Origin of the sequence: Mesorhizobium zhangyense (genome assembly GCF_011045115.1) — a bacterium.
In the GTDB taxonomy this organism is placed as follows: domain Bacteria; phylum Pseudomonadota; class Alphaproteobacteria; order Rhizobiales; family Rhizobiaceae; genus Mesorhizobium_M; species Mesorhizobium_M zhangyense.
The window spans coordinates 571,230-592,829 of record NZ_JAAKZG010000004.1 but is presented as its reverse complement, the minus strand read 5'-3'; the positions used below and the strand labels follow the sequence as shown (position 1 = coordinate 592,829).

At 57.6% G+C, this 21,600-nt stretch carries 19 protein-coding genes and 1 pseudogene; 5 read left to right on the top strand and 15 right to left on the bottom strand.

What is annotated here, in order from left to right:
* Positions 1-71 precede the first annotated feature (71 nt).
* The 4 genes and pseudogenes from G6N74_RS12575 to G6N74_RS12560 all read left to right on the top strand — a co-directional run.
* Positions 72-860 carry an SDR family NAD(P)-dependent oxidoreductase gene (locus G6N74_RS12575; RefSeq protein ID WP_165117861.1) on the top strand — a complete coding sequence of 263 codons (789 nt, stop codon included), beginning with the start codon at positions 72-74 and terminating at the stop codon, positions 858-860.
* A 56-nt stretch (positions 861-916) separates the two neighbouring features.
* Positions 917-2,011, top strand: a complete 1,095-nt coding sequence (locus tag G6N74_RS12570; RefSeq protein ID WP_165117756.1) for an alkene reductase — start codon at positions 917-919, stop codon at positions 2,009-2,011.
* 30 nt (positions 2,012-2,041) lie between these two features.
* Positions 2,042-3,043 carry an NADP-dependent oxidoreductase gene (locus G6N74_RS12565; protein ID WP_165117754.1) on the top strand — a complete coding sequence of 334 codons (1,002 nt, stop codon included), beginning with the start codon at positions 2,042-2,044 and terminating at the stop codon, positions 3,041-3,043.
* Positions 3,044-3,595: 552 nt separating this feature from the next.
* Positions 3,596-4,204: pseudogene (locus G6N74_RS12560) on the top strand (ABC transporter ATP-binding protein); the annotation flags it as partial.
* Here G6N74_RS12560 and G6N74_RS31500 read toward each other — a convergent pair.
* From G6N74_RS31500 to G6N74_RS12485, 15 genes are all read right to left on the bottom strand, one after another.
* Positions 4,118-4,504: an MmgE/PrpD family protein gene (locus G6N74_RS31500; RefSeq protein ID WP_165117752.1), complete on the bottom strand. Its 387-nt coding sequence runs from the start codon at positions 4,502-4,504 to the stop codon at positions 4,118-4,120. The pseudogene G6N74_RS12560 and the gene G6N74_RS31500 overlap by 87 nt on opposite strands.
* Positions 4,494-5,372, bottom strand: a complete 879-nt coding sequence (locus G6N74_RS12550) for a carbon-nitrogen hydrolase family protein (RefSeq protein ID WP_165117857.1) — start codon at positions 5,370-5,372, stop codon at positions 4,494-4,496. Before G6N74_RS12550 ends, G6N74_RS31500 begins: the two co-directional genes overlap by 11 nt.
* Before the next feature lie 8 nt (positions 5,373-5,380).
* A complete protein-coding gene (locus G6N74_RS12545; RefSeq protein ID WP_165117750.1) occupies positions 5,381-6,019 on the bottom strand; it encodes an RraA family protein in 639 nt (212 codons plus the stop codon).
* Between the two features lie 43 nt (positions 6,020-6,062).
* Complete coding sequence (locus tag G6N74_RS12540; protein ID WP_165117748.1) at positions 6,063-6,929, bottom strand: TauD/TfdA dioxygenase family protein; 867 nt, start codon at positions 6,927-6,929, stop codon at positions 6,063-6,065.
* A gap of 120 nt (positions 6,930-7,049) precedes the next feature.
* A complete protein-coding gene (locus G6N74_RS12535) occupies positions 7,050-8,138 on the bottom strand; it encodes an ABC transporter ATP-binding protein (RefSeq protein WP_165117746.1) in 1,089 nt (362 codons plus the stop codon).
* A complete protein-coding gene (locus G6N74_RS12530) occupies positions 8,135-8,938 on the bottom strand; it encodes an ABC transporter permease (protein WP_165117744.1) in 804 nt (267 codons plus the stop codon). The genes G6N74_RS12535 and G6N74_RS12530 overlap by 4 nt, the downstream gene beginning before the upstream one ends.
* A gap of 12 nt (positions 8,939-8,950) precedes the next feature.
* Positions 8,951-9,832 carry an ABC transporter permease gene (locus tag G6N74_RS12525; RefSeq protein ID WP_165117742.1) on the bottom strand — a complete coding sequence of 294 codons (882 nt, stop codon included), beginning with the start codon at positions 9,830-9,832 and terminating at the stop codon, positions 8,951-8,953.
* 10 nt (positions 9,833-9,842) lie between these two features.
* Positions 9,843-10,886, bottom strand: a complete 1,044-nt coding sequence (locus G6N74_RS12520; RefSeq protein WP_165117740.1) for an ABC transporter substrate-binding protein — start codon at positions 10,884-10,886, stop codon at positions 9,843-9,845.
* A 124-nt stretch (positions 10,887-11,010) separates the two neighbouring features.
* Complete coding sequence (locus G6N74_RS12515) at positions 11,011-11,907, bottom strand: LysR family transcriptional regulator (protein WP_165117738.1); 897 nt, start codon at positions 11,905-11,907, stop codon at positions 11,011-11,013.
* A gap of 505 nt (positions 11,908-12,412) precedes the next feature.
* Positions 12,413-13,627 carry a peptidase T gene (pepT, locus tag G6N74_RS12510; protein ID WP_165117736.1) on the bottom strand — a complete coding sequence of 405 codons (1,215 nt, stop codon included), beginning with the start codon at positions 13,625-13,627 and terminating at the stop codon, positions 12,413-12,415.
* 118 nt (positions 13,628-13,745) lie between these two features.
* The gene (locus G6N74_RS12505) at positions 13,746-14,981 is read right to left on the bottom strand and encodes a CapA family protein (RefSeq protein ID WP_165117734.1); all 1,236 of its coding nucleotides are present in this window, start codon (positions 14,979-14,981) and stop codon (positions 13,746-13,748) included.
* 98 nt (positions 14,982-15,079) lie between these two features.
* A complete protein-coding gene (locus G6N74_RS12500) occupies positions 15,080-16,762 on the bottom strand; it encodes a dipeptide ABC transporter ATP-binding protein (RefSeq protein ID WP_165117732.1) in 1,683 nt (560 codons plus the stop codon).
* Positions 16,759-17,634, bottom strand: coding sequence for an ABC transporter permease (locus tag G6N74_RS12495; RefSeq protein ID WP_165117730.1), 876 nt, complete (start codon positions 17,632-17,634; stop codon positions 16,759-16,761). The genes G6N74_RS12500 and G6N74_RS12495 overlap by 4 nt, the downstream gene beginning before the upstream one ends.
* Positions 17,635-17,646: 12 nt before the next feature.
* Positions 17,647-18,624 (bottom strand): ABC transporter permease, encoded by a 978-nt coding sequence (locus G6N74_RS12490; protein WP_165117728.1) that lies wholly within the window; start codon positions 18,622-18,624, stop codon positions 17,647-17,649.
* Between the two features lie 4 nt (positions 18,625-18,628).
* Entirely contained in the window at positions 18,629-20,170 is a 1,542-nt protein-coding gene (locus G6N74_RS12485) for an ABC transporter substrate-binding protein (RefSeq protein WP_246245751.1), read from the bottom strand.
* A gap of 293 nt (positions 20,171-20,463) precedes the next feature.
* Here G6N74_RS12485 and G6N74_RS12480 point away from each other — a divergent pair, with 293 nt between their 5' ends.
* Complete coding sequence (locus G6N74_RS12480) at positions 20,464-21,378, top strand: LysR family transcriptional regulator (RefSeq protein ID WP_165117724.1); 915 nt, start codon at positions 20,464-20,466, stop codon at positions 21,376-21,378.
* Positions 21,379-21,600 lie beyond the last annotated feature (222 nt).

Here is a 21,600-nt window from a genome sequence, read left to right as displayed (position 1 = left end):
GGTTATCATATTTGACATCAATCATGATAACCATCATGAATATAGTTCCCGTCAGCACAGAGAACAATCCCATGACCACCATTCCATCAGTCCTCATCACCGGCGCCTCCACCGGCATCGGTGCCACCTATGCCGAGCGCTTTGCCTGCCGCGGCCACGACCTGGTGCTGGTCGCTCGCGACAAAGGGCGTATGGAGACGCTCGCGGCCCGTCTCCGCAACGAAAGCGGCGTGGCGATCGATATCATCCAGGCAGATCTCACGCAGCCTGCCGAGCTTGCAATGATAGAGACGCGGTTACGCGACGACGCCCGCATCGGGATCCTCGTCAACAATGCCGGTACGGCCATCGGAGGAAGCTTCATCGAGCAGGGCACCGATGATGTGGCGCGGCTCGTTGCGCTCAACACGACCGCACTTCTGCGGCTTGCCAGCGCCATCGCCCCGCGACTTGCGAAGGCGGGCGAAGGGGCGATCGTCAATATCGGTTCCGTGGTCGGCCTGGCGCCGGAGTTCGGCATGACGGTCTACGGGGCGACCAAGGCGTTCGTCCTGTTCCTGTCTCAGGGGCTCAGCCTCGAGCTCGGACCGAAGGGTGTCTACGTCCAGGCCGTGCTTCCCGCAACGACGCGAACGGAGATCTGGGAACGCGCCGGCGCCGACGTCAACACGCTCTCCAACGTGATGGAGGTGGACGATCTGGTGGATGCTGCGCTGGTTGGCTTCGACCGCCGCGAACCGGTGACCATCCCGCCGCTTCCCGATGCCGGGCAGTGGGACGCGCTTCAGGCCGCGCGCCAAGCCATGCTTCCGAACTATGGCAACCAGCATCCAGCCGAGCGGTACCGCACGGTCGTCTGAACATCGGCAAATTTCGATAACTGATCCCGCTGCGGCGGCGACAACATAGGTGAACCATGACCAGCAAGACGCTGTTTGAGCCCTACACCCTCGGCTCGCTGACCCTCTCCAATCGCATCGTCATGGCACCGCTGACGCGCAATCGCGCCGGCCCAGGCTTCGTTCCCGGCGATCTCGCCGTTGAGTATTACAGCCAGCGCGCAACAGCCGGCCTGCTGATTGCCGAAGCCACGCAGATCTCGCAGCAGGGCCAAGGCTATCAGGACACACCCGGCATCTACTCTCAGGAGCAGATCGACGGCTGGCGCAGGGTCACCAAGGCCGTGCACGCCAAGGGCGGTCATATCTTCCTGCAGCTCTGGCATGTCGGTCGCGTCTCGCACGTCGACCTGCAGGTGGGCGGCGGCGCGCCTGTGGCGCCTTCGGCGATCCGGGCCAAAACCAAAACATTCGTCAACAACGCCTTCATTGACGTGTCGGAGCCCCGCGCTCTGGAACTCGACGAGCTGCCCGGGATCGTCAACGATTTCCGCAAAGCGGCCGCCAACGCCATTGCCGCCGGCTTCGATGGCGTGGAAATTCATGGAGCCAACGGCTATCTGCTCGACCAGTTCGCCAGGGACGGCGCGAATGTCCGTGACGATGCCTATGGCGGTTCTGTCGAGAACCGCGCCCGGCTGATGCTTGAGGTCACGGCTGCCGTCATCGACGAGATCGGCGCCGAGCGCACCGGCATCCGGATTTCGCCCGTTTCGCCCGCCAACGGCATCTCGAGCAGCGACCCCCAGGCACAGTTCGACTATATCGTCGATCAGCTCGACGCTCTGGGCATCGTCTATATCCATGTCGTCGAGGGCGCCACGGGCGGACCGCGCGATGTTGCGCCATTCGACTTCGGATTGCTCCGCCGGCGCTTCAACAACACCTATATCGCCAATAATGGCTACAACCTCGAACTTGCCGCGGCGCGACTCACCGAGGACAAGGCCGACCTGTTCGCCTTCGGACGCCCGTTCATCGCCAATCCCGACCTTGTGGAACGGCTGAAGACCAGCGCACCGCTGGCCGCTTTCGATCAGGCGACGCTCTATGGCGGCGGCTCTGCGGGCTATACCGACTATCCCGCCATCGCAATGGTTTCCCAGTCGTAGGCGTTGGTGGAGATTGGAGAACGGATCATCATGAAGGCCTTCATCCTGGATCGATACAAGAAGAAGAGCGCACTGCGTTTCGGCGACATGCCGAAGCCGGCGCTGGGACAAGACGATGTTCTGGTCGAGGTCCATTCGGCCGGGCTCAATCTTCTGGACTCCAAGATCCGCGATGGCGAATTCAAGCTCATCCTCCCGTATCGACTGCCTCTCGTTCTCGGACACGACGTAGCCGGGGTTGTGGTTCGTGTCGGCGCGAATGTCAGACGCTTCAAGCCGGGCGACGAAATCTATGCCCGGCCGCGCGACGGCCGGGTCGGGACGTTCGCGGAATTCATTGCCATCAACGAAGCGGACGTGGCGCTGAAGCCCAAGAACCTCACCATGGAGGACGCGGCTTCCGTCCCGCTGGTCGGCCTGACGGCATGGCAGGTGCTGGTCGATCGAGCCAAGCTGGCGAAAGGGCAGAAGATTCTCATCCATGCCGGTTCCGGCGGCGTGGGGACATTCGCCATACAGTTGGCGAAGCATCTCGGCGCGACCGTCGCGACGACCACGAGTGTGGCGAATGCCGAGCTGGTCAAAAACCTCGGAGCCGATGTCGTCATCGATTACAAAAACCAGGACTTCGAAAAAATCCTGTCAGACTATGATGTGGTTCTCAACAGTCTGGCCGGAGATACGCTTCAAAAATCCCTGAATGTGCTGAAGCCCGGCGGCAAGCTGATCTCGATCTCCGGTCCGCCGGACCCTGATTTTGCCAAAGAACAAGGACTGAACTGGTTTCTGCGGCAAGTCCTGCGTTTTCTGAGCTTCGGCATCCGGAGAAAGGCCAAGGGACGGCAGGTCAGCTATTCGTTCCTGTTCATGCGCGCGAGCGGCGCGCAGTTGAGCCAGATCACATCGCTGATCGAAGCCGGAATCCTTCGCCCTGTGATGGACCGGGTCTTCCCGTTCGAAGCGACCAACGAAGGTTTGGCTTACATCGAAACGGGACGCTCGAAAGGCAAGGTCGTCGTCAAGTTGAAATGAAGGTGGCGCTGCCTTTGCCTGGAATTACGGGGCGGGGCCGAGTGCGCGCGTCTGTCGCGCATATTCGAGGAAATGGTCATGAACATACCCAATAGTCTGCAAGCCGGATCGATAGAAAAATGGAAAGACGCGCCGACCAGGAGCGTCAATACTCCAGGGACGACGTTCGTCGGCTCTGTTGCAAACTTTTCGGTAATCGGTTTGGGAGATGACGCCGCTCAGTTTTCCGGAGCTTGCATCCTGCGATGATCGAGCACGAAGAGGACCATTGGGTTCGACCCACCGTCCCATCGAAGCAAGCCGCACCACCCTCTTGATGAAGCGACGCGTTGCTTGCACCAATCATGCAACATGGCATGACGTCTTAGAGTATAGCGTTCACAGGCTTATGCGTACAAAACGCTACGGCTGCACTCATGAAAAAGAACCATCTCTTTTGATCTTGAAGGGGTGCAGAATGGGTCAGAAAGCTATCAAAGCCGGAGCTATAGCCCGCGTGAAACATGCGCAAGCGCTACTTGGCGATATCTGCTGTACTTCAATTCGACGATCCGGGCCATCGTTCGCGATCCCCAGGTGTTTCTTTTCGACGAGCCTTTGTCGAATCTCGATGCGAAGCTCAGGGTTCAGATGCGAGCCGAAATCAAGGAACTCCACCAGCGCCTGAAAACGACGACGATCTATGTCACCCACGACCAGGTCGAGGCCATGACCATGGCGGACAAAATCGTCGTCATGCGTGACGGATCGATCGAACAGATCGGCTCGCCCTTGGAGCTTTACGATCGACCGAAGAACATGTTCGTTGCCGGCTTTATCGGCTCCCCTTCGATGAACTTCATCAAGGGCTCTATGTCGTCGTCAGGATTTACGACCGAGGAGGGCATCTCCCTTCCTGCACCGTCTCCGGCGCCCGCGTCGGCAACCGTTTATGGCGTGCGCCCAGAGCACCTTCACCTTGACGATAACGGAATTCCCCTGGAAGTGGCCGTTGTTGAGCCTACAGGTTCCGAAACTATGGTCCTTGGCAGACTCGGTACTCAAAACGTTACTTGCGTGTTCCACGAACGCGTTTCAGCAAAAGCCGGTTCGATCATACGAGTCCGACTCGATCTTGAGACGATTCACTTGTTCGATGCGGCAGGACTGGCAATCAGGTAACTTCCAGGCAGACTCATTTGCAAACTCGCAGTGGATGGTTGGCTTATCGATGAGAGTTACGTTGGCAAATGCAGCCGCACAATCGGTCTTCAAATGGCTTCCGGCGACATCGCCGCTTTTACCCAGTTCGGACACGAAGGATTCCACAACTGTGGACGCTGAGGATCGATAGGCACCGATCAGACAACCCAGCGCGTCCAAAAGGCAAAGCTTCGATTTCTCGATGACCTCTGCCGGCAAGGAATCATAGTTTTCGGCGGCGAGATAGCTCGCCAGCCGCAACGCCGAGCTAGAGGACATTCGCAAGCCGTTCCGTTTTATCCCGCGCGACGGTGAGCGAAACGTCGTGTAGATCGACGCGATGACTTGACATCGGGATCAGCGCCCGCACGGCGTGAAGCCGTTCAGGATCGATACGCGCCGACGTCACGCAGACCTTGTCGGAGGCGCGTGCTGTGACCTGTCCCCACGGATCGCAAATCAGCGAGTTGCCGTAGGTTTGACGGGTTTCCCCGTCAGGCGCCGGGTAGGAGCCCCATTGCCCACAAGCTACGAAATAGGCCTGAAACTCGATGGCGCGTGCGCGGCACAGCACCTCCCAATGGTCCTTTCCTGTCTGCATGGTGAAAGCTGCCGGCAGGACGAAGATGTCCACGCCATGGGTGGCAAGCTGATCGAAGAGGCGTGAAAAACGCAGATCGTAACAAATGGCACAGCCGATCCGAAGGCCATTGAGCTCATAGATCAGGATGTCTTTGCCGGGCGCAACGGTTGCGGATTCAAGATACTTTTTTCCATCCGGCGCGGTGATGTCGAAGAGGTGAATCTTGCGATAGATGCCGACTTCCTCGCCGAGGGCATTGAACACGACGGTGCTATTGTAAATCCGATCGCTCGCTGCAGTCCGTTCGAGAATGCTGCCTGCATGGATTGCGACCCGGTTTTGCTCAGAAAAAGTCTGGAGCATCCGATAGGCCGCGCCGCCGGGGATCGCGTCGGCGGCGTTGCATTTTTGGTCCAGGGTCCCGCCGGACCAGTCGAAATGTTCGGGAAGAACGATAAGATCGGGACGGTCGAGACTGACAGCTTCCTGCATGAGGCGCTTTGCCTCGGCAAGATTGTGGGCACGATCAGGTTGCGAATTCATCTGTATCAGTGAGATTTTCATTGGTTTCGTCACCTGAAATCGAAAATGGATTTGCCAGCCTCGAGATGAGGCCGCAGTGTCAATGACCGCTTTTGGCGCTCGAGTGCGTGCACGGCCAGCTCGCGCATATGTGCGATATCCGCCACGAAGACCCCCTCATTGTCGGCTAGGACGGCGTATCCCGGAAGGACGGCTGCACCGCCGCATGCCACCGGTACGTTAACCGAGCCGCCGATCTGGAATTCGCGACTGGTCGTTTTCGAGGAGACACCACGGCACCAGACTGGAAAATCCCCAGCAGCAATTTCCGCGACGTCGGTGCACGGCCCGTCGATCACGATGCCGACGGCGCCACGCGCTTTCGCGGCTGCCGCGACGCCGCCGCCGACACAGGCGACATCGTCACGGTCAACCCGCGATATGATGAGGAAATCGCCCGGCGAAAGAAGGTCGATCGCTTTGTAGATGATCGCGCCGTCTCGGCCAGGTGCTGCGACCGTCACAGCGCTTCCGACGGCTTTGGAGGGGACCACCGGGCGAATGTTGTCGCTTACGAAACCCAAATGCTCGAAGTGACCGATCGTTGCGGTTTCCACGTCAACCAGAAGGTCGCGAAGGTCAGCGGGAAGGGGAGGGTAATTCTTCATCACCCGGTATTTCTCGATCATTGGACTTTTGCCTGCGATGGTGGATTCGAGCGGGTTTGCGCAATCAGATCGGGCGCTCGCCGGACGTGGTCGTGCGATGCATGATGCGGATGGTATTCGGGTCGAAGGAGTCGCGCCGATGCATGGTGCAGCGATTGTCCCACATCATGATATCGCCCTGATCCCATTTCTGAACGAAGACATGGTCCGATCCGGTGGTGTGGTCCCAAAGCTTTGCGATAAGATCGTTGCTCTCCTCAAGTGTCATGCCAACGATCCAAGCGCCTTCGGACGTACCGCCGAGATAAAGCGCCTTGCGTCCGGTCTCGCCGTGCACACGCACGAGCGGGTGAGCAATACCGTTCCACTCGCGGAAGTCCTTGCTCTTCGGTTCTGTCTTGCCAAGACGAAGCTTGCCGGTCTTGTCGTATACGTTCTGGAAGAAGATCTGCCGGCCGTCGACCTGTTTGCGCATGGCTTCGGGCAGTGTCTCATATGCAATGTAGGTGGATAGGAAATAGGTGTCTCCACCGGACGGCGGCACTTGGACAGCACGCAGGATGGCGCCTGCCGGCGGCTTTTCATAGAACCACGTGTCGGTGTGCCAGGTAGCTTCGCTGTTGCCCATAGCACCACTCGGTTTACCATCCTTCATCGCATTGCTGATGACGAGGATTTCCGGCTGTGTCGGGTGACCACCCTCCTGCAACTGCTTCGGGTGGATAACGAATTCGCCGAAATTGCGGGAGAACTTGACCTGCTGCGCGTCGCTGATGTTCGTCTTCTTGAAGCGGAGAACGCCATACTGGAGCCAGAGCCTGCGTATTTCCGCGATGTCGTTGGCGTCGTAGTCGTCGAAATCGAAACCTTCGATGTCGGCGCACACATTGCTTGAATGCTGGACCGCTGTAATTCTTTCCTTGGTGAGCATCGCTCGATCTCCTTTGCTTTAGACCCTCAAGAGGTCAGGAGCACTTTAGGTCGGTCTGGATGCCGCCCTCAAATATCAGTTGCTGTGCATTGATATTGGCAGCTTATTAGTCCCAACGTCTCAATCGGCGAGCAACTGAATGGCGTCCGGAGCGATCGAGATGGTCACGGGATTACCGGTTTTCAGCGCGCCCGAGCGCGCAGAACGAACGAGAGCCTTGATGACCACATTGCTGGCCAAGGTAACCCAAAGGTCCAGATGCGCACCCAGATTGACGATTTTGGAGATCGTACCGTCAAGAATGTTGAGATCGTCGCGCGGTGGCTTCTCGCGCTCGACGATTCGAACGTCTTCCGGTCGGATGCAGCAGAATTTTACTTTTTCCGGCGCAAGAAGTGGATCGGTTTGGGCCGCGAGAGAAAGATTGCTGCCGCGCACGCTGATCTCGATTCGGGCGTTGTCCGATTTTGCGCTACCTATCGGCAGGATATTGGACTTGCCGATAAAGTCCGCAACGAAGCTTGTGCTCGGACGGTTGTAGATCGAGGCTGGCTTGCCCTGCTGCGCGACACTCCCGCCGGACATGACCACGATACGGTCAGACATCGCCATAGCCTCCTCCTGATCGTGGGTGACATAGACAAAAGTCATCCCGAGCTGTTCCTGAATCTCCTTGAGCTCAATACGCATGGCCTCTCGTAGTTTCAGGTCGAGATTTGAAAGCGGTTCGTCGAGCAGGAGCACAGATGGCCTCGGGGCGATTGCGCGTGCAAGCGCTGTGCGCTGCTGCTGTCCGCCAGAAAGCTCCTTGGGATAGCGCGCATCGAACCCTTCGAGGTGCACGCTTTTGAGTGCGCTTTTTACAGTCTCTTCGATCTCGAAACGCGGCATGCCCTTCATCTTCAGGCCGAATCCCACGTTTTCGGCGACCGTCATATGGGGAAAGAGAGCATAGTTTTGAAAGACCAGGCCGATGTTGCGCCTTTCCGGCGCAACGCCATTCTGATTTTTTCCGCGGATGCGGATCTGGCCTGCGGTTGGCTCTTGAAAACCGGCGATCATGTTCAGCGTTGTGGTCTTGCCGCAGCCGGAAGGCCCGAGAATGCTTACAAACTCGCCCTTCGGAATCGACAGGCTCACGTCATTTACGACAAGGTTGTGGCCAAAGGTCTTGCGAACCGAAACAAGCTCGATGTCGATATCACTCATTTGCTTCCACCATGAATTTGGGCGGAAAAGCCGCCAAATTTTTCGAAGAGGAATATGGTTGCCAGGATGAAGATCAGTGACGCGACGTTGACTGCGGCCAGAACGGGATCGAGGCTGTATTCCATGTAGTTGATGACCGTGATCGGGAGTGTCGTCTGGCCGGGCCGAACGAGAAAAACCGAAAGCGGGATGTTGTTGAAAGATATGATGAAGGCAAAGGTCATGCCTGAAAAGACCCCCGGCTTGATCAAAGGAAACAGGATATGCCACATCCTCTGCCATTTGCTGGCGCCCAAGATCTGCGCTGCGCGATCGAGATTCTTGTCGAAGTTATGGATTGATGTCGCGATCATTCTGGCCGCAAACGGAAGGGTCAGGACGATGTGCGCGGCGATGAGGCCCGAAGTTCCGAGAAAGACGTAAAAGCCGGCCGAAGACAGAAAGAGCACGATTGCGACGCCCTTGACGATCTGGGGCACCGCCAGTGGTGACAGCAGAAACGACATGATGGCGTCACTGCCTGGACATTTCTCGTATGCAACGGCATAGGCGCCCAAAGCTCCCAATACGCCGCTGGCCAAGGAAACAATCACCGCGATCTTCAGGCTCAGCACAAACGGGTCGAGCCATTTTGCCGTCCAAACTGCACTATACCAGGTTAATGTCCAATCCCCTGGAGCAAAGGTTACGGTCGATGACGGGCTCACGGATGCTGCCACAACGACGAGCAAGGGGAGCGTGATGAAGGCCAGGATCAGGCAAAGCGAAAGCCAGAACAAGCCGGCGAGAAAACGGTTCATGTCCCTTGCCTCCTAGACGTTTAGTTTCTTGTGAAGGCGAGTTTCAATCCGTGCCCCGGCAAAGGAGATGGCAAGCATCATGACCAGCATCACGATCGCCATGACGGCCGCCAAGGGCCAGTTGATGTAGAACATGATCTGCTCGTAGATCATTGTCGCCAGCACCTTGAAGCGGGCGCCGCCGAGCAGGGCGGGGGTAGCATAGGCGCTGGCCGCCATCGTGAAGGAAATCAGCAGGGAGCTGACAATCCCGGGGATCGAAAGTGGCAATAGGATATGGCGGATTACCGAGGCCCGCGAAGCACCAAGAATTTGTGCGGCCTTTTCAATATTCGGGTCGATCCCCTGAATGCTCGTGAGAAGCGCCAGAATCCCAAACGGCAGCACGACATGGGTGAGGCCCACGACGACGCCGAAGAGGTTCTTTGCCAACGGCAGCGGCGATGAGATCACTCCGAGCCAGATCAAGGCGTCGTTGATGAATCCCCTGTCTTCCAGAATGATCAGCCAGCCATATGTCCGCAAAACCACGCCAGCCAGTTCGGGCGCGATTGCCAGAGCAAAGACGACTGTGCGCCAACGGGACGTGGAACGGGCCAGAAAGTAGGCCACCGGATAAGCCATCACGGTCACGCATATTGCGACCAGGCCAGACATCAACATCGTTCGAAATATGCCGGCCAGGATCAGATCATCGGTAAAAACCCGCTCGTAGCTCCCTAGGCTGAACGCGAGGGTTTTTGAATCCTGAAAGCTGATGCCGATCATCATTCCGATCGGCACGGCGAAGAAGATCATGAGAAAGGTAATGGGAGGAACTAGCGGAATATATCCGCGTAACGCGAATCTTCGGCGCAACCGGGTCGCGGCCGAACCCGTTTCGGCTATCGTCATGGCGATGATCTCAATTCGCTGCGGAAACGACTTCGCGTTCCCATCGATCGCCCCATTCCGGCAGCTTTGCGGCGGTTATCGAGAGATCGGGCAGGAGGAGTTTTTCCAGATCGCCTTCTGTTGTGATCTGCCTTGACCGCACAGCTTCTGGAACTTCAATGTCACTGCGAGCGCTTCCGACTTTGTAACCCGTCACCCACGCTTCCTGGCTGGCCTTCTCGAGAAAGAAATCGACGAACTTCATCGCGGCCGCTTTGTTCTCGGCTCCGACGGGTACGTTCAGGGTTGCAATCAGGGGGATGGTACCTTCTGTCGGCTTGACGAAATCGACAGGTACACCGCTATCCATGAGGAGCTGCGCCCGCCCATTCCAGTAGGGCATTGCCCACACCTGGCCACCCTTCACATATGTCTCCATTACCGCCGAGGACTGTTCAAAACCGATCGTCTGCTTTGCGAGAACGGCCATGGCCTTGAAGCCGGGATCGACATTTTCTAGAAGATCGCCGCCGTTCTTGACCGACAACACCTGCATAAGATTGGCAGCCATGATGTTCTGAAAGGTCGGAAGAATGATCTTGCCTTTAAGCTCCTGCTCGAAGAGCGCATTCCAGGATGTCGGCGCAGCCTTCAGCTTGTCGGTTCGCCACAATAGGGACAGATATTGAACCTCGTGCACGGCACCACACTCACCGGCCATCCTGCTGACTGCTGGGTTGAGCTTTGCAAGGTTAGGCACCGTATCTGTCGTGAACTTCTCGAGTAGGCCGTCCCTGCAGCCGTCGAGGGACTGGGATGCCGTCATGACTGCCACGTCAAAACCTGGCCTGCCCTTCGTCGCCTTGATCTTGGCATAGTCCTGCGACGCGGAGCCTACTGGATCATAGACAACTGTTATGCCGGTTCGGTCCTCGAACGGCTTGATGATCCGTTCCATGATGATTGCCTCATACGGGCCGCCATAGCTGTTGACGATCAGTTGTTCGGCACGACCTGCTCCAATCGTTGTGAAAAGCGCAGCCGCAGCAACGGTGAGAGTCTTGAGGGTGGTCATGGTCTGTCCCTGTTTTCATTATTGTTCCCGGGGGACAAAATCGCGCGTTCAGCCCGCGTCGTCTAATATAATCTGGCCTCTATTGATAACACATGCATATCAATGGTGGCTCGGACGCACCGGGTTACTTGACCCGCGCTGCCGATGCCAGCGAGCGGGCAATCTGGATGATGTCATCGCGGTTGGCTGTCGGATCCTCCTTGTTCCACGCGATGCCCAAGCCGATGTTGAAGTCGATGCCTTCCACTTTCCTCAGGAAGAAATTGCGGTTCGGCAGGTCCTGCGTCCATTCCGGAACGAAACCGATGCCGATCCCTGCCGAGACGAGGGAAACCAGAGACATCGTGTCGTCGCAAGTGTAGGCGATATTCTCCGAAAGCCCATATTTCTGAAATTTCTCAAAGAAATACTTCTCTGTGTAAGACAAATTGGACCGTGAGAAAGAGATGATTTTCTGGTCATGAAGATCGTCAAGGCTGATCTTCTCGGCGGCGGCAAGAGAATTCTTGTTGGATATCGCCAGGAGATACCGCTCGACGGCGATACTCTGGTATCTCAGTGAGCCAATGTTTTCGAAGGGGCGAATGAACCCGACATTGATATGTCCCCGTTCAAGATCTCGGATGATACTGTCGGTTGTCCCATTCTTGATATGAATCTGGATGTCCCGATAGCGCCCGCTGATCCTGGAAAGAAACCCAGGCAGAATGCCAAATGTCGCCGGATAGATTGTACCTATCGTAATCTTGTTGATGTCTTTACCGGCTGCTGCTTGCGTCAACGCCTTTGTGGTTTCGATACCTTTGAGTATGTCGATACATCGGGCGTAGAAAACGGACCCCGCAGGCGTCAACTGTACACGGCGTGTACTGCGGACAAGCAATTTGACGCCGAGCTCCTTTTCCAGCGACTGAATTTGTAAACTCAGAGCCGGCTGAGCGATGCTCAACCTGTTGGCCGCACGACCGAAGTGGAGTTCTTCGGCAACTGCGACAAAGTAGTTGATGTGGCGTAGTTCCATAGCGCGGCGATCCGGACAGGGACTGGTCGAATGATCGGGTTTGCGTCGTCAAGCTGCACGGAAGAAACTTTGCTGTCAAAGTTCTTAATTGGACGAACTAATATGAATCACCAATCAATGCGCACCCTCATGGCCATGGAATACCTTCATCAGGAAATGATCCCCTTGAGATTGAGTGTTCCTCCCTCCGGGAGCACGCCGCTGAACGGATAGTCAGCCAACTTGGTTATGGAGCCGGTTTCGGAGTTGAAGGTGAGCAGCGTTACCATCCTCTCCGACTGGAAGCGGGGCGACTCCAGTGGAAAGGCCGTGCCGCGCATATTGCCGGTCGCAACAAGCGTACCGTCCGGGCTTTTCGTGAGCCCTTCAGCGGCAAGATTAGTTATAGCGCCGCACGTTGCTGGCCGTCTCGCCGCCACGTGGCGCTTGGGTATTCCCGGTGACACTGAGATCGGTGAGATCGAAACGGACTACATCGCCGCACTGCCCATCCGGACGAAGCATTTCACAAAGTGCAGATCTTTCGAGCCACATCATACGATTTCTCGAATGCGAGAACGGGAAGAAATTCAAAGCGCGAATGAAAATTATAAGCGCCGGTAAAAAAATTCGGCGTGGCTATGCCTTTGGCAGACAAGGCAGCGCCATCTGTTCCTCCACGCATCGGAATGCGTTTGGGTTCGATGTGCAGCGTTTCGAGTGCGGCGAAGAGCAATTCTACGGGGCGGCTGTCGCTGCCCAAGCGGTCTCCAATGTTTTCGTAGGTGTCGGCAATGCTGCAGCTGACGCGCCCCGTCGGGTAGCGTGATCTGATTACTTCGACGGCCTTGCCCAATTGCTCTTTGCGACGCTCGAATCCTGTTTTGTCGAAATCCCGAATCAAGACTTTAAGCCGTGCGTTGCTGTCGTTTGCGACGAGATCCTTGAACCAGAAATATCCCTCGCGTCCCTCAGTGCGCTCAGGCGTCTCTGCCCGGTCAAAAGTGGCGACGAAATCGAACGCCATAAGCAGCGGATTTACCAGGACGTCCTTTGCAGACATAGGATGGGCGCTAACACCGGTGAATTCGATATCGGCTGCGGCAGCGTTGAAATTTTCGATGACGACTTCGCCGAGCTCGCAGCAGTCGATCGTGTAAGCGAAATCACAGGGGAAACGAGCGAGGTCGAGCGCCTTTGCACCTCGGAGCCCGATCTCCTCATCAGGAACAAAGGCAACGAAGATATCGCCATGCTCAACGTCGGAGTCGAGCCGCGCAAGAAGTGTCATGATCACCGCGATCGCCGCCTTGTTGTCGGCGCCAAGGACGCTCGTGCCATCGCCAACGATAATATCCTGCCCGTTCCAGATGCATATTTCGGGGTGCTCTTCAATCCGCAGCCAGATATCTTTTTCCGCATTGAGGCAGAGATCTGCTCCCTCAAAGCGCATGATCTGCGGCCGGATTATGGGAGAAAGGCCAACGTCAACCGTATCGAGATGCGCAATGAACCCGATCTTCGGGGCATCAGGCCTGTTGCCACGTTTCACCGCCGTTACGGTCGCGTGCTCGTCGAGAAGCACGTCGTCCAGTCCGAGTTCTCGTAACTCGCCCGCCAACAGCGCGGCCAAGCTCTGCTGGCCGGGCGTTGACGGCAAGACCTGAGAATTCGCATCACTCTGGCTGTCTATTGCGAGATAGCGGAAAAACCGCCCGATCAGCTCGTTGCGAATATCCATGCTCATTCCTGCATTGCAACGCGTGGAGAGCTTGCCGGTCATCTGGTAGGAGGCGTAGGCTCTCGAAGGGACGGCGATGATGATTGCGGCGTAGTATGGTCATACTACGCCGAATTTATCAGGCCAGCTCGAATACGCCGGTGCCATCGACGACTGCGATCCGGGAGCCGTATTCCTTGGACTCAGCGGCAACCCGGTGGAGGATTCGCTCTGCGGCAGCGCCGGTCGCGAGATGCGGTACGAGCCGACGTTCCAGAGCGTCGTCCTTCAGGCCCTCTTCGCCGCCGATGACCACCGGATGCAGTTTCAACGAGGTCAGCCGATTGTCCCGGTCAAATGAACATAGACCGACAACACTCTCCCACACTTCGTTTCGTGACCACAGTGAGATTTCAGACCTGGTGTGGAAGATGAAGTTGCCGAGGCTGTGGAAGATCGGCCGGCCCTTATAGATCTCGATCGGCAGAAGCACCGGCACCCCATGACTGACGAAGACGGTAGCGCCAGCGTCGATGCACTGTCGAGCGAAGGTGCTGATCCAGTCGGGAGATTTCAACCAATCCGCTGCCCAGTGATGATGATGCAGATAGGCGATGACCAAGCTACCCGATTTGGCGGCGGTCTCTATTGCCTGAAGATTTCTCGCCAGATCGTCTTCGTCAATTCTGATGGTGCGCTTGAACCGGTTTGATCGCTGGAATATGGCGCGACCGATGCCCATGTCCATGACCCCGAGCGCGGGTTCATCGTCAGGCTGATTGTCCATCAGGAAATCCAGAGCTGAATATTCGGCCTTGTCGCGGATTTCCTGCAATTTTTCGAACGCAGCCTCATCGACTTCGAGGATGCGCGACAACCGAAGTCGGTTGACACCAGGCCGTTCGGCACGGTTGTCGGTGCCATCGGCCGCATACATGAAATCCGGACCGGGACCTCCATCCATCGCCACCATGGACACAGCTCGCTGTCCGAATGCTGCGGTAGACGGACCGGAGGCTTCCCTTTTGTTGCGGCCGATACCCGCGTGCAGAAAGCCTCGCTTCTCGACTTCCTCCAGCGTTGAAAGAATCCCGGAGGGTCCAAGATCGAATGAATGGTTGTTAGAGAGAGAAAGGGCTCGGAAGCCGATCTCTCCAAGAGCGTCCAGGACAAACGGCTTGCTGCTGCCGAAATAAAATCCCTTCAGAGGCCACCCGCCATGGGCGCCATATATCGTGCCCTCAAAGTTCGTGAATGCAAGGTCTGCGCCCCGCAGGATCGTGCTTACGTGGTCGAACTCTGGGCTGCCGAGTTTTCTCGTGTCATGTTTGATGAGCGATTGGCCGGTTACCGCCAAAGTGAAGTTTTCTTCCATTTCCAATACCTTGTCTCGAGAGGCTTTGTTGCAGTTCGAAGCACGCTTGCGGAAAACGCGAGGCGCTCGCGAGAGCCGAGCGTTCATCCGCCATTCCGTCAGAGAGTGAATATTTTCGGCCGAGCGTTGATCAGATGCCGGGTGTAGGGGTTGTCCGATCTGCCGAATATGAAGTCCGACGCTCCGTAATCTTCGATCCGGCCATCCTTCATCACGCAGACGGCGTCACATATGTCCTGAACCACCGCGAGATCGTGCGAGATGAAGATCATGGACAGATTGCGCTCGGACACGGCCTGCTTGAGCAGCGCCAGTATCTCTGCCTGGACGGACACATCGAGAGCTGACGTCGGCTCGTCGGCAATCATGATTTCCGGCCCTGCAAGGAGTGCGCGCGCGATGCAGACACGCTGCTTCTGCCCGCCGGAAAGCTGGTGGGGATAGCGAGTCAACAGAACCTTCGACAGCCCAAGTCTCTCGACTGTCTCGGTCACGCGCGACGGGTGACGGTCATGCTCGGTTCTAGCCGTGAACCGGACGCACTCCATCAGCGTCTCGGCCACCGTCAGCCTCGGATTGAGTGAAGACGCGGGATCTTGAAAGACCATCTGGATGCGGCCGAGCAGGCCGCCGCTACGGCCTCGACTGCCGACATCGCAGACCCTCCCGTTCATCACGACCTTGTCGGCGCTGCCGGTCTCCAGGCCGGCGAGGATGCGGCCAATCGTCGACTTGCCGCTGCCGCTCTCCCCGACAATCCCAAGGACGCCGCCGCGGCGCAACTGGAGGCTGACGTTCCGCAAGGCGAATGTCGCGGACCCTATGCCGAACAATGCCTGCAGGCCATGATTGCCAAATGTCTTGGACAGGTTCTCGACAACAAGGACCGGCCCGTCGGCTTCTGACGCTTCGTCGCACTGTGCGGCTTCTTCATCGGGCCCGCCTTGACCGATTGCGGGAGCCTCGTGTGAAAGGCGCAATCGCGGGACCGCTGACAGGAGGCTTCGCGTATAGGCGTTCTGCGGGTTGTCGAGAAGTGCTGCCGTTGCGTTGTGCTCAATCACTTCGCCGTCCTTCATGACGAGGACGCTGTCGGCAATTTCTGCGATTACACTCATGTCGTGGGTGATGAGGAGGAGGGAGAGCCCCGTTTCCTCGACCAGACCTCTTAGTACCCGGAGGATCTGCTTCTGCACGGTGGCATCGAGCGCGGAGGTCGGCTCATCGGCTACAATGATCGAGGGAGAGCCCGCCAGGGCGATCGCGATGACGACGCGCTGCCTCTGTCCGCCGGAGAGCTGGTGCGGATAGCTGTGATAACGCCCGTTCGGATCGGGAATGCCAACCCGCTGAAGAAGCTCCAGAGCCCTTTGCCGCACGCCCGTTCCTGGCAAATCGGGAAAGATCGTCGAGATCGTCTCGCTCAACTGGGCGCCGACCGTCATGAGTGGATCGAGCGATGAGGTGTGATCCTGAAAGATGCTGGCAATGGTCCTGCCTCTGAGGGCATGGCGTTTGCTGGCAGTCAGAGTCTCGATTGCAGTTCCATTCACCCGGACTGTTCCGGAGGATTGTTCAAAACCCGCGCCTAGCAAACCGATAACGGCATTGCCGATCGTCGACTTGCCGGCACCGGATTCCCCGATGATACCGAGGACCTCGCCGCGACCGAGCACGAAGCTGACGTCGCGAACGATCGTCGTGGTTCCGGAAGCACCATGGTGCTGGAGCGTGAGATTTCTGACGTCGAGCGGCGGGATTTCGCTGTTTTCTATCGTCATATCGATCTGTTCCTGGGATCCCATATCCGGCGGATGTCTTCGCCGGCAAAATTGATGGCGGCGATGAGTCCGAACAGCGCAAACCCGGGAAACAGGCTGATCCAATACTGGCCGGTCAGCAGGTACTGAAATCCGTTTGCGACAGTCGAACCGAGAGATGGCTGATCCATCGGAACGCCCAGCCCCAGGAACGACAGCGTGGCCTCAAGGGCAACGGCATGGCCGATTTCGATGGGAAGCAGGGTGATGGCCGGTGCGATGCTGTTCGGCAGAAGATGCCGAAGGACTATACGGGCGTTCGAGAGTGGCATCGTGCGTGCCGCGTCGATGTATGGCTTGCCAGCCTCACTCAAGGCGACGCTTCGCACGACCCTCGCATATGTCGCCCACTGCACGATGATGAGCGCCAGAATAATCCGGTCGACCCCGGGGCCGAGCGTAACGATTGCAATGAGTGCGACCAGCATGGTCGGCAGGCTGAGCTGCAGGTCGACCACCCGCATGATGATGGCGTCGACCCATTTGCCGAAATAGGCGGCGGTGACACCAACGGTGAGGCCGATGGCCGCGGCAGCCAGGGCGCTGACGATCGAAACCATGAGGCTTATGCGCAGGCCATAAAGAATACAGCTTGCGATATCTCTCCCAAGGCCGTCCGTTCCAAGCAGGTAATGGTATCCGCCGCTGCCTATCGTGCCGGGAGGAGAGGATGCTTCCCAGCCGAATATCTGAAGCGGGTCGTAGGGGTTCTGCGGTGCCAGCACGGGCGCTGCCACAGCCGCCGCCACGAACAATGCCAGGATGAGGTTGGGTGGGGTACAGACGCGACGAGATGGACGACGCTTGAGAGTGGTAGAAGGCTGGTGTGTCATTTCCGGTCCTCCCTAAGCTGAAATTCGCACGCGCGGGTCGAGCACGGCATAAAGGAGATCGACGAGAGCATTCAGTGCGACGAAAGCGATCGAGATGAATGTCAGTGTCGCCATCACGACCGGTCGATCCAGAAGCTGGATGGAATCGATCAGCAGCTTGCCCACACCCGGCCAGGCGAAGATGGTTTCGACCACCACGGCAAAGGCGAGCATGCCGCCGAATTGCAACCCGACGATCGTGATGATCGGAAGGCTGATGTTCGGCAGGGCATGACGAAACAGGATGCGCCGACCGGAAAGCCCCTTGGCGATGCAGAACCGGACGAAATCTGTTTTTTTGACCTCGACCGTGCCGGCGCGGGCAAGGCGCGCGATCAGCGCTACATTTGGGATTGCGAGCGCCAGTGTGGGGAGGACCAGATGCTTCAGCCCGTCGGCCGTGAGAAAGCTCCAATCGCCGCCCAGCACCTCAACGGTGCTGCCTCTGCCCCCAGGCGGAAACCATCCGGTCATCACTGCGCCGGCTAGTATGAGCATCATGCTCAGCCAGAACGATGGAACGCTGAGCGCAAAGACCGTCGCCGTGACGACAATTCGATCTATAAGCGTGCCAGGGCGCGTGACTGCAAGTAGCCCCAAGCCGGTTCCGGCAATCGTGGCGATGACAATCGCACCGACGGCAAGCTCGAGCGTCGCGGGCAGCTTGCTCAGAACCAGGTCGAAAGCCGGCAGATGGTAGATGTAGGACGTGCCGAAACTGCCGGTGGCGAGGTTCTGGACGAAAACCACATACTGACGCCACAAAGGCTGGTCGAGACCGAGAAGCTCGGTTGCGCGCCTTATGTCTTCGGGCGTGGCGGTTTCAATGTTGACGACGTTGTAGACCGGGTTCCCGACGCTGTGAATGCCGATAAACCCGATCAACGACATGACGAGGAGGAGCAGGAAGGCTTGAGATAACCTTCCCGTGATCGTTGTCAGCAAAGCCATGTTCTTACTTCGCAGCCGGCGATGCTTGCATCGCTGTGGTCCAGCCGCGCGGATGCATGACATAGGAGCCGACCCGCTCGCCATATCCAAAAATGTGGTGGAAGTGATAGAGCGGCGCGATCGGCTGATCCTTCATCACGAAATCCGTCACGTCGGCGAGGGCTTTGTCGCGGGCGGGACCGACGTCCAGGGCTCGCGCCTTCTCAAGCATCTCGTCGAATGCAGGGTTCCTGTACTGGCCGTAGTTCAAGGCGCCCGCACCGCTCTCCGCATCGGGTGAAGCCAGGACCGCCTCCAGGCACACATCCACCGACTCGCCCGAACAGCCCCCGTACCAGACGCCATATTCTCCGGCTCCCCGCTTGGTGTTGAACACCGAGAACGGGACCGCGACGGGTTGCACGCTGACCCCGATGCGCGCCCAACTCTGCGCGACAGCCTGCAACGTCTCGCCATCACCGGGATAGCGGCCAGCCGGCCCATTGAGCACCAGTTTGAAACCGTCGGGGAAGCCGGCCTCTGCCAACAGCGCCTTCGCTTCGTCGTAACGCGGCGGTTGTGCCGTAAGGTTGGAAGATGTGCCCGCCAGCCCGTTCGGGAAGAACTGCGCCGCAGCCGTGCCAAAGCCCGATAGGATCTTCTCCACGAGAATCCCACGATCGATCGCCATCGAAAGGGCCTGTCGAACTTTTTGATCGCGAAACGGGTTCGGGATGGTATTTCCCGATTTGTCGGTAACGCCCGGTGCGGCTTCCTTGGCAAGCTCGAACTGCAGGAAGTTCAGCCGAGCGGCTGGCACGCTCTCCACCTTTGCGCCACGCTGCTTGATGGCTTCGACGTCGCGCGCGGGCAGGAAATCCGCGATATCGACGTCTCCCGTGGAGAGAGCTGCCACGCGGGCCGCAGGGCTCTCGACGATGCGAAATTTGACTTCCGACCAGGACGGGCGATCGCCCCAGTAGTCATCGTTTCTGGTAAGCTCCAAAATCTCACCGGAACGCCAGCTTTTGAATTTGTAAGGCCCGGTGCCAACAAGCGCGGTACCGGCATTGAGAGCCTCGGTCGTTGCAAAACCACTCGCGTCGCGGTGCATGATAAAGATCGCGGAAAGCGACAGGGGCAGGGTCGGTTGACTTCCATCTGTGTCGATGATGACGGTCAAGGGATCCGGAGCGGAGACGGAGGCAATTCCCTTGGTGTAGGCTTGGAAGCCACCGCTGGGTGGTTTGAGAAAATTGCGGATGCGCTCGATCGTGTACACGACGTCGTCGGAGGTGAAGGGCGACCCGTCGTGGAAGCGCACATTTTCCCGAAGTTTGAACTCCCAACTGGTGTCCGACAAGCGCCGCCACGAGGTGGCCAGACCGGGCTGCAGATTCAAGTGCTCGTCCTGGTAGACGAGCCGCTCGTAGATATGTGAGAGCAGCGAGCTGTTCTCGTTCAATGTCGAATAGTGAGGATCGAGCGTCATCAGCTTGTAGGATGTCGCAACACGCAGCTCCTGCGCTGCGGCCGCCAATGCGGTCGCGGTGAAAAGAGCCAACATTGCAGCCGCTGTACGGATGCCTGTGAATCGAAGACAGGTCGGAAATTTCATTCAGGGTTCCCCTTTTCTTTTGTGAGGCATTCCTCGACATCGCCGAGCACCTCGAGCGTCAAAGGAGGCGCTATGTCCCCTGCGGCGTCCCGACGATGACCTCATCGAAATTGCTTGCCAACCAAGGATTAGAAAATCGGCGGGGACCGTCAATTTATTAAGTTTTCGTGCTGCCCTATTAGGGTGGCTAATATAGGCATTGAGCAGCATCCCGAAGTTGGATGCTCGCTGCGGAGAAGACGATGGACGAATTGGATGACGATGCCGGGTTCGGCTTCAGGCGGGCCCGAGCGTTTCGGGAGATCATAAGATGTGGCTCGACGCGCAGTGCCGCAAAAGCTCTGCGGGTCACGCAATCGGCCGTCAGCCAACAGCTGAAGCTGTTCGAGGAAATGGCGGGCGAAAAGCTGTTTGTGAGGGATCGGCGTGGCCTCATTCCCACAACGCGCGCGATTGAAATCTACAACAAGATCGATCGCTATTTTGAAACGCTGATTCGAATAGAGAAGGAAATAACTGGATCCTTCGGCACGGCGAGGGACAGCTTGACGGTTGCGGCACCTCACCTTGTTTGCCTGTCATTTGTCCCCAAGCTGATCAAGGAATTCGACCAAACAGAACCTTCGCTGGATTTCTATGTCCGCGCTCAGGGGTACGATCAGATCGCACAGAGCATATTAACGCAGGAGGCCGACATCGGGATTTCGCGGCTGCCCCTCGATGATCGCTTTTTTGAATGGCGTACAATTGCAATGAGCAAGAGTGTCTGTCTCGTTCCCCCAGAGCATCCATTGGCGGACAAGGACAAGGTCACCGTCGATGACCTCTCTGGGGAACGTCTGATAATTTTGGAACGGGAGTTCGCATCTCATCAAACCGGATTGAACGCATTGCTCTACGAGGGAAGCAACCCGGTCATAAAAGTTCGGACCGACGCTGTCGGTTTTGTCGCTGGGTATGTGGCAGAAGGTTTGGGAATTTCAATCGCGAACGAATTCATCGCTCGACAGTGCGCACTGTTCAACTTGAAAGTTGTGCCCTTTCATCCCCCGGCGACCTATGAATATGTCGTTTTTTGGCGACGGGGCGGCGCAAGGAATCCGCAGCGGGAGAAGTTAGTCGACGCCATAATTAGTATCGGCAAATTGCCTACTTGAACGCTTGCATTTCTACGCCGTCACGCGCGCGAGTCTCCGTATCCAGTGGATGTTGCGGCGCCCCGTCTGCGGCAGCACTACGTTCTCGAAGGCGGAAACCCTATGACCACGATCCGTCGAGGTCCGTTACTTGAATCAGCGACAAAACGGAATGTGCTGCACTGTCAAATGGCGGCGCCGGTTGCGGGATATCATTGTGCGGTGCAACAGTTGGAATTGGCG

Coding starts and splice junctions, on each gene's coding strand:
- G6N74_RS12575 (WP_165117861.1), top strand. CDS start 72: ATGACCACCATTCCATCAGTCCTCATCACCGGCGCCTCCACCGGCATC.
- G6N74_RS12570 (WP_165117756.1), top strand. CDS start 917: ATGACCAGCAAGACGCTGTTTGAGCCCTACACCCTCGGCTCGCTGACC.
- G6N74_RS12565 (WP_165117754.1), top strand. CDS start 2,042: ATGAAGGCCTTCATCCTGGATCGATACAAGAAGAAGAGCGCACTGCGT.
- G6N74_RS31500 (WP_165117752.1), bottom strand. CDS start 4,504: ATGTCCTCTAGCTCGGCGTTGCGGCTGGCGAGCTATCTCGCCGCCGAA.
- G6N74_RS12550 (WP_165117857.1), bottom strand. CDS start 5,372: ATGAAAATCTCACTGATACAGATGAATTCGCAACCTGATCGTGCCCAC.
- G6N74_RS12545 (WP_165117750.1), bottom strand. CDS start 6,019: ATGATCGAGAAATACCGGGTGATGAAGAATTACCCTCCCCTTCCCGCT.
- G6N74_RS12540 (WP_165117748.1), bottom strand. CDS start 6,929: ATGCTCACCAAGGAAAGAATTACAGCGGTCCAGCATTCAAGCAATGTG.
- G6N74_RS12535 (WP_165117746.1), bottom strand. CDS start 8,138: ATGAGTGATATCGACATCGAGCTTGTTTCGGTTCGCAAGACCTTTGGC.
- G6N74_RS12530 (WP_165117744.1), bottom strand. CDS start 8,938: ATGAACCGTTTTCTCGCCGGCTTGTTCTGGCTTTCGCTTTGCCTGATC.
- G6N74_RS12525 (WP_165117742.1), bottom strand. CDS start 9,832: ATGACGATAGCCGAAACGGGTTCGGCCGCGACCCGGTTGCGCCGAAGA.
- G6N74_RS12520 (WP_165117740.1), bottom strand. CDS start 10,886: ATGACCACCCTCAAGACTCTCACCGTTGCTGCGGCTGCGCTTTTCACA.
- G6N74_RS12515 (WP_165117738.1), bottom strand. CDS start 11,907: ATGGAACTACGCCACATCAACTACTTTGTCGCAGTTGCCGAAGAACTC.
- pepT (WP_165117736.1), bottom strand. CDS start 13,627: ATGGATATTCGCAACGAGCTGATCGGGCGGTTTTTCCGCTATCTCGCA.
- G6N74_RS12505 (WP_165117734.1), bottom strand. CDS start 14,981: ATGGAAGAAAACTTCACTTTGGCGGTAACCGGCCAATCGCTCATCAAA.
- G6N74_RS12500 (WP_165117732.1), bottom strand. CDS start 16,762: ATGACGATAGAAAACAGCGAAATCCCGCCGCTCGACGTCAGAAATCTC.
- G6N74_RS12495 (WP_165117730.1), bottom strand. CDS start 17,634: ATGACACACCAGCCTTCTACCACTCTCAAGCGTCGTCCATCTCGTCGC.
- G6N74_RS12490 (WP_165117728.1), bottom strand. CDS start 18,624: ATGGCTTTGCTGACAACGATCACGGGAAGGTTATCTCAAGCCTTCCTG.
- G6N74_RS12485 (WP_246245751.1), bottom strand. CDS start 20,170: ATGTTGGCTCTTTTCACCGCGACCGCATTGGCGGCCGCAGCGCAGGAG.
- G6N74_RS12480 (WP_165117724.1), top strand. CDS start 20,464: ATGGACGAATTGGATGACGATGCCGGGTTCGGCTTCAGGCGGGCCCGA.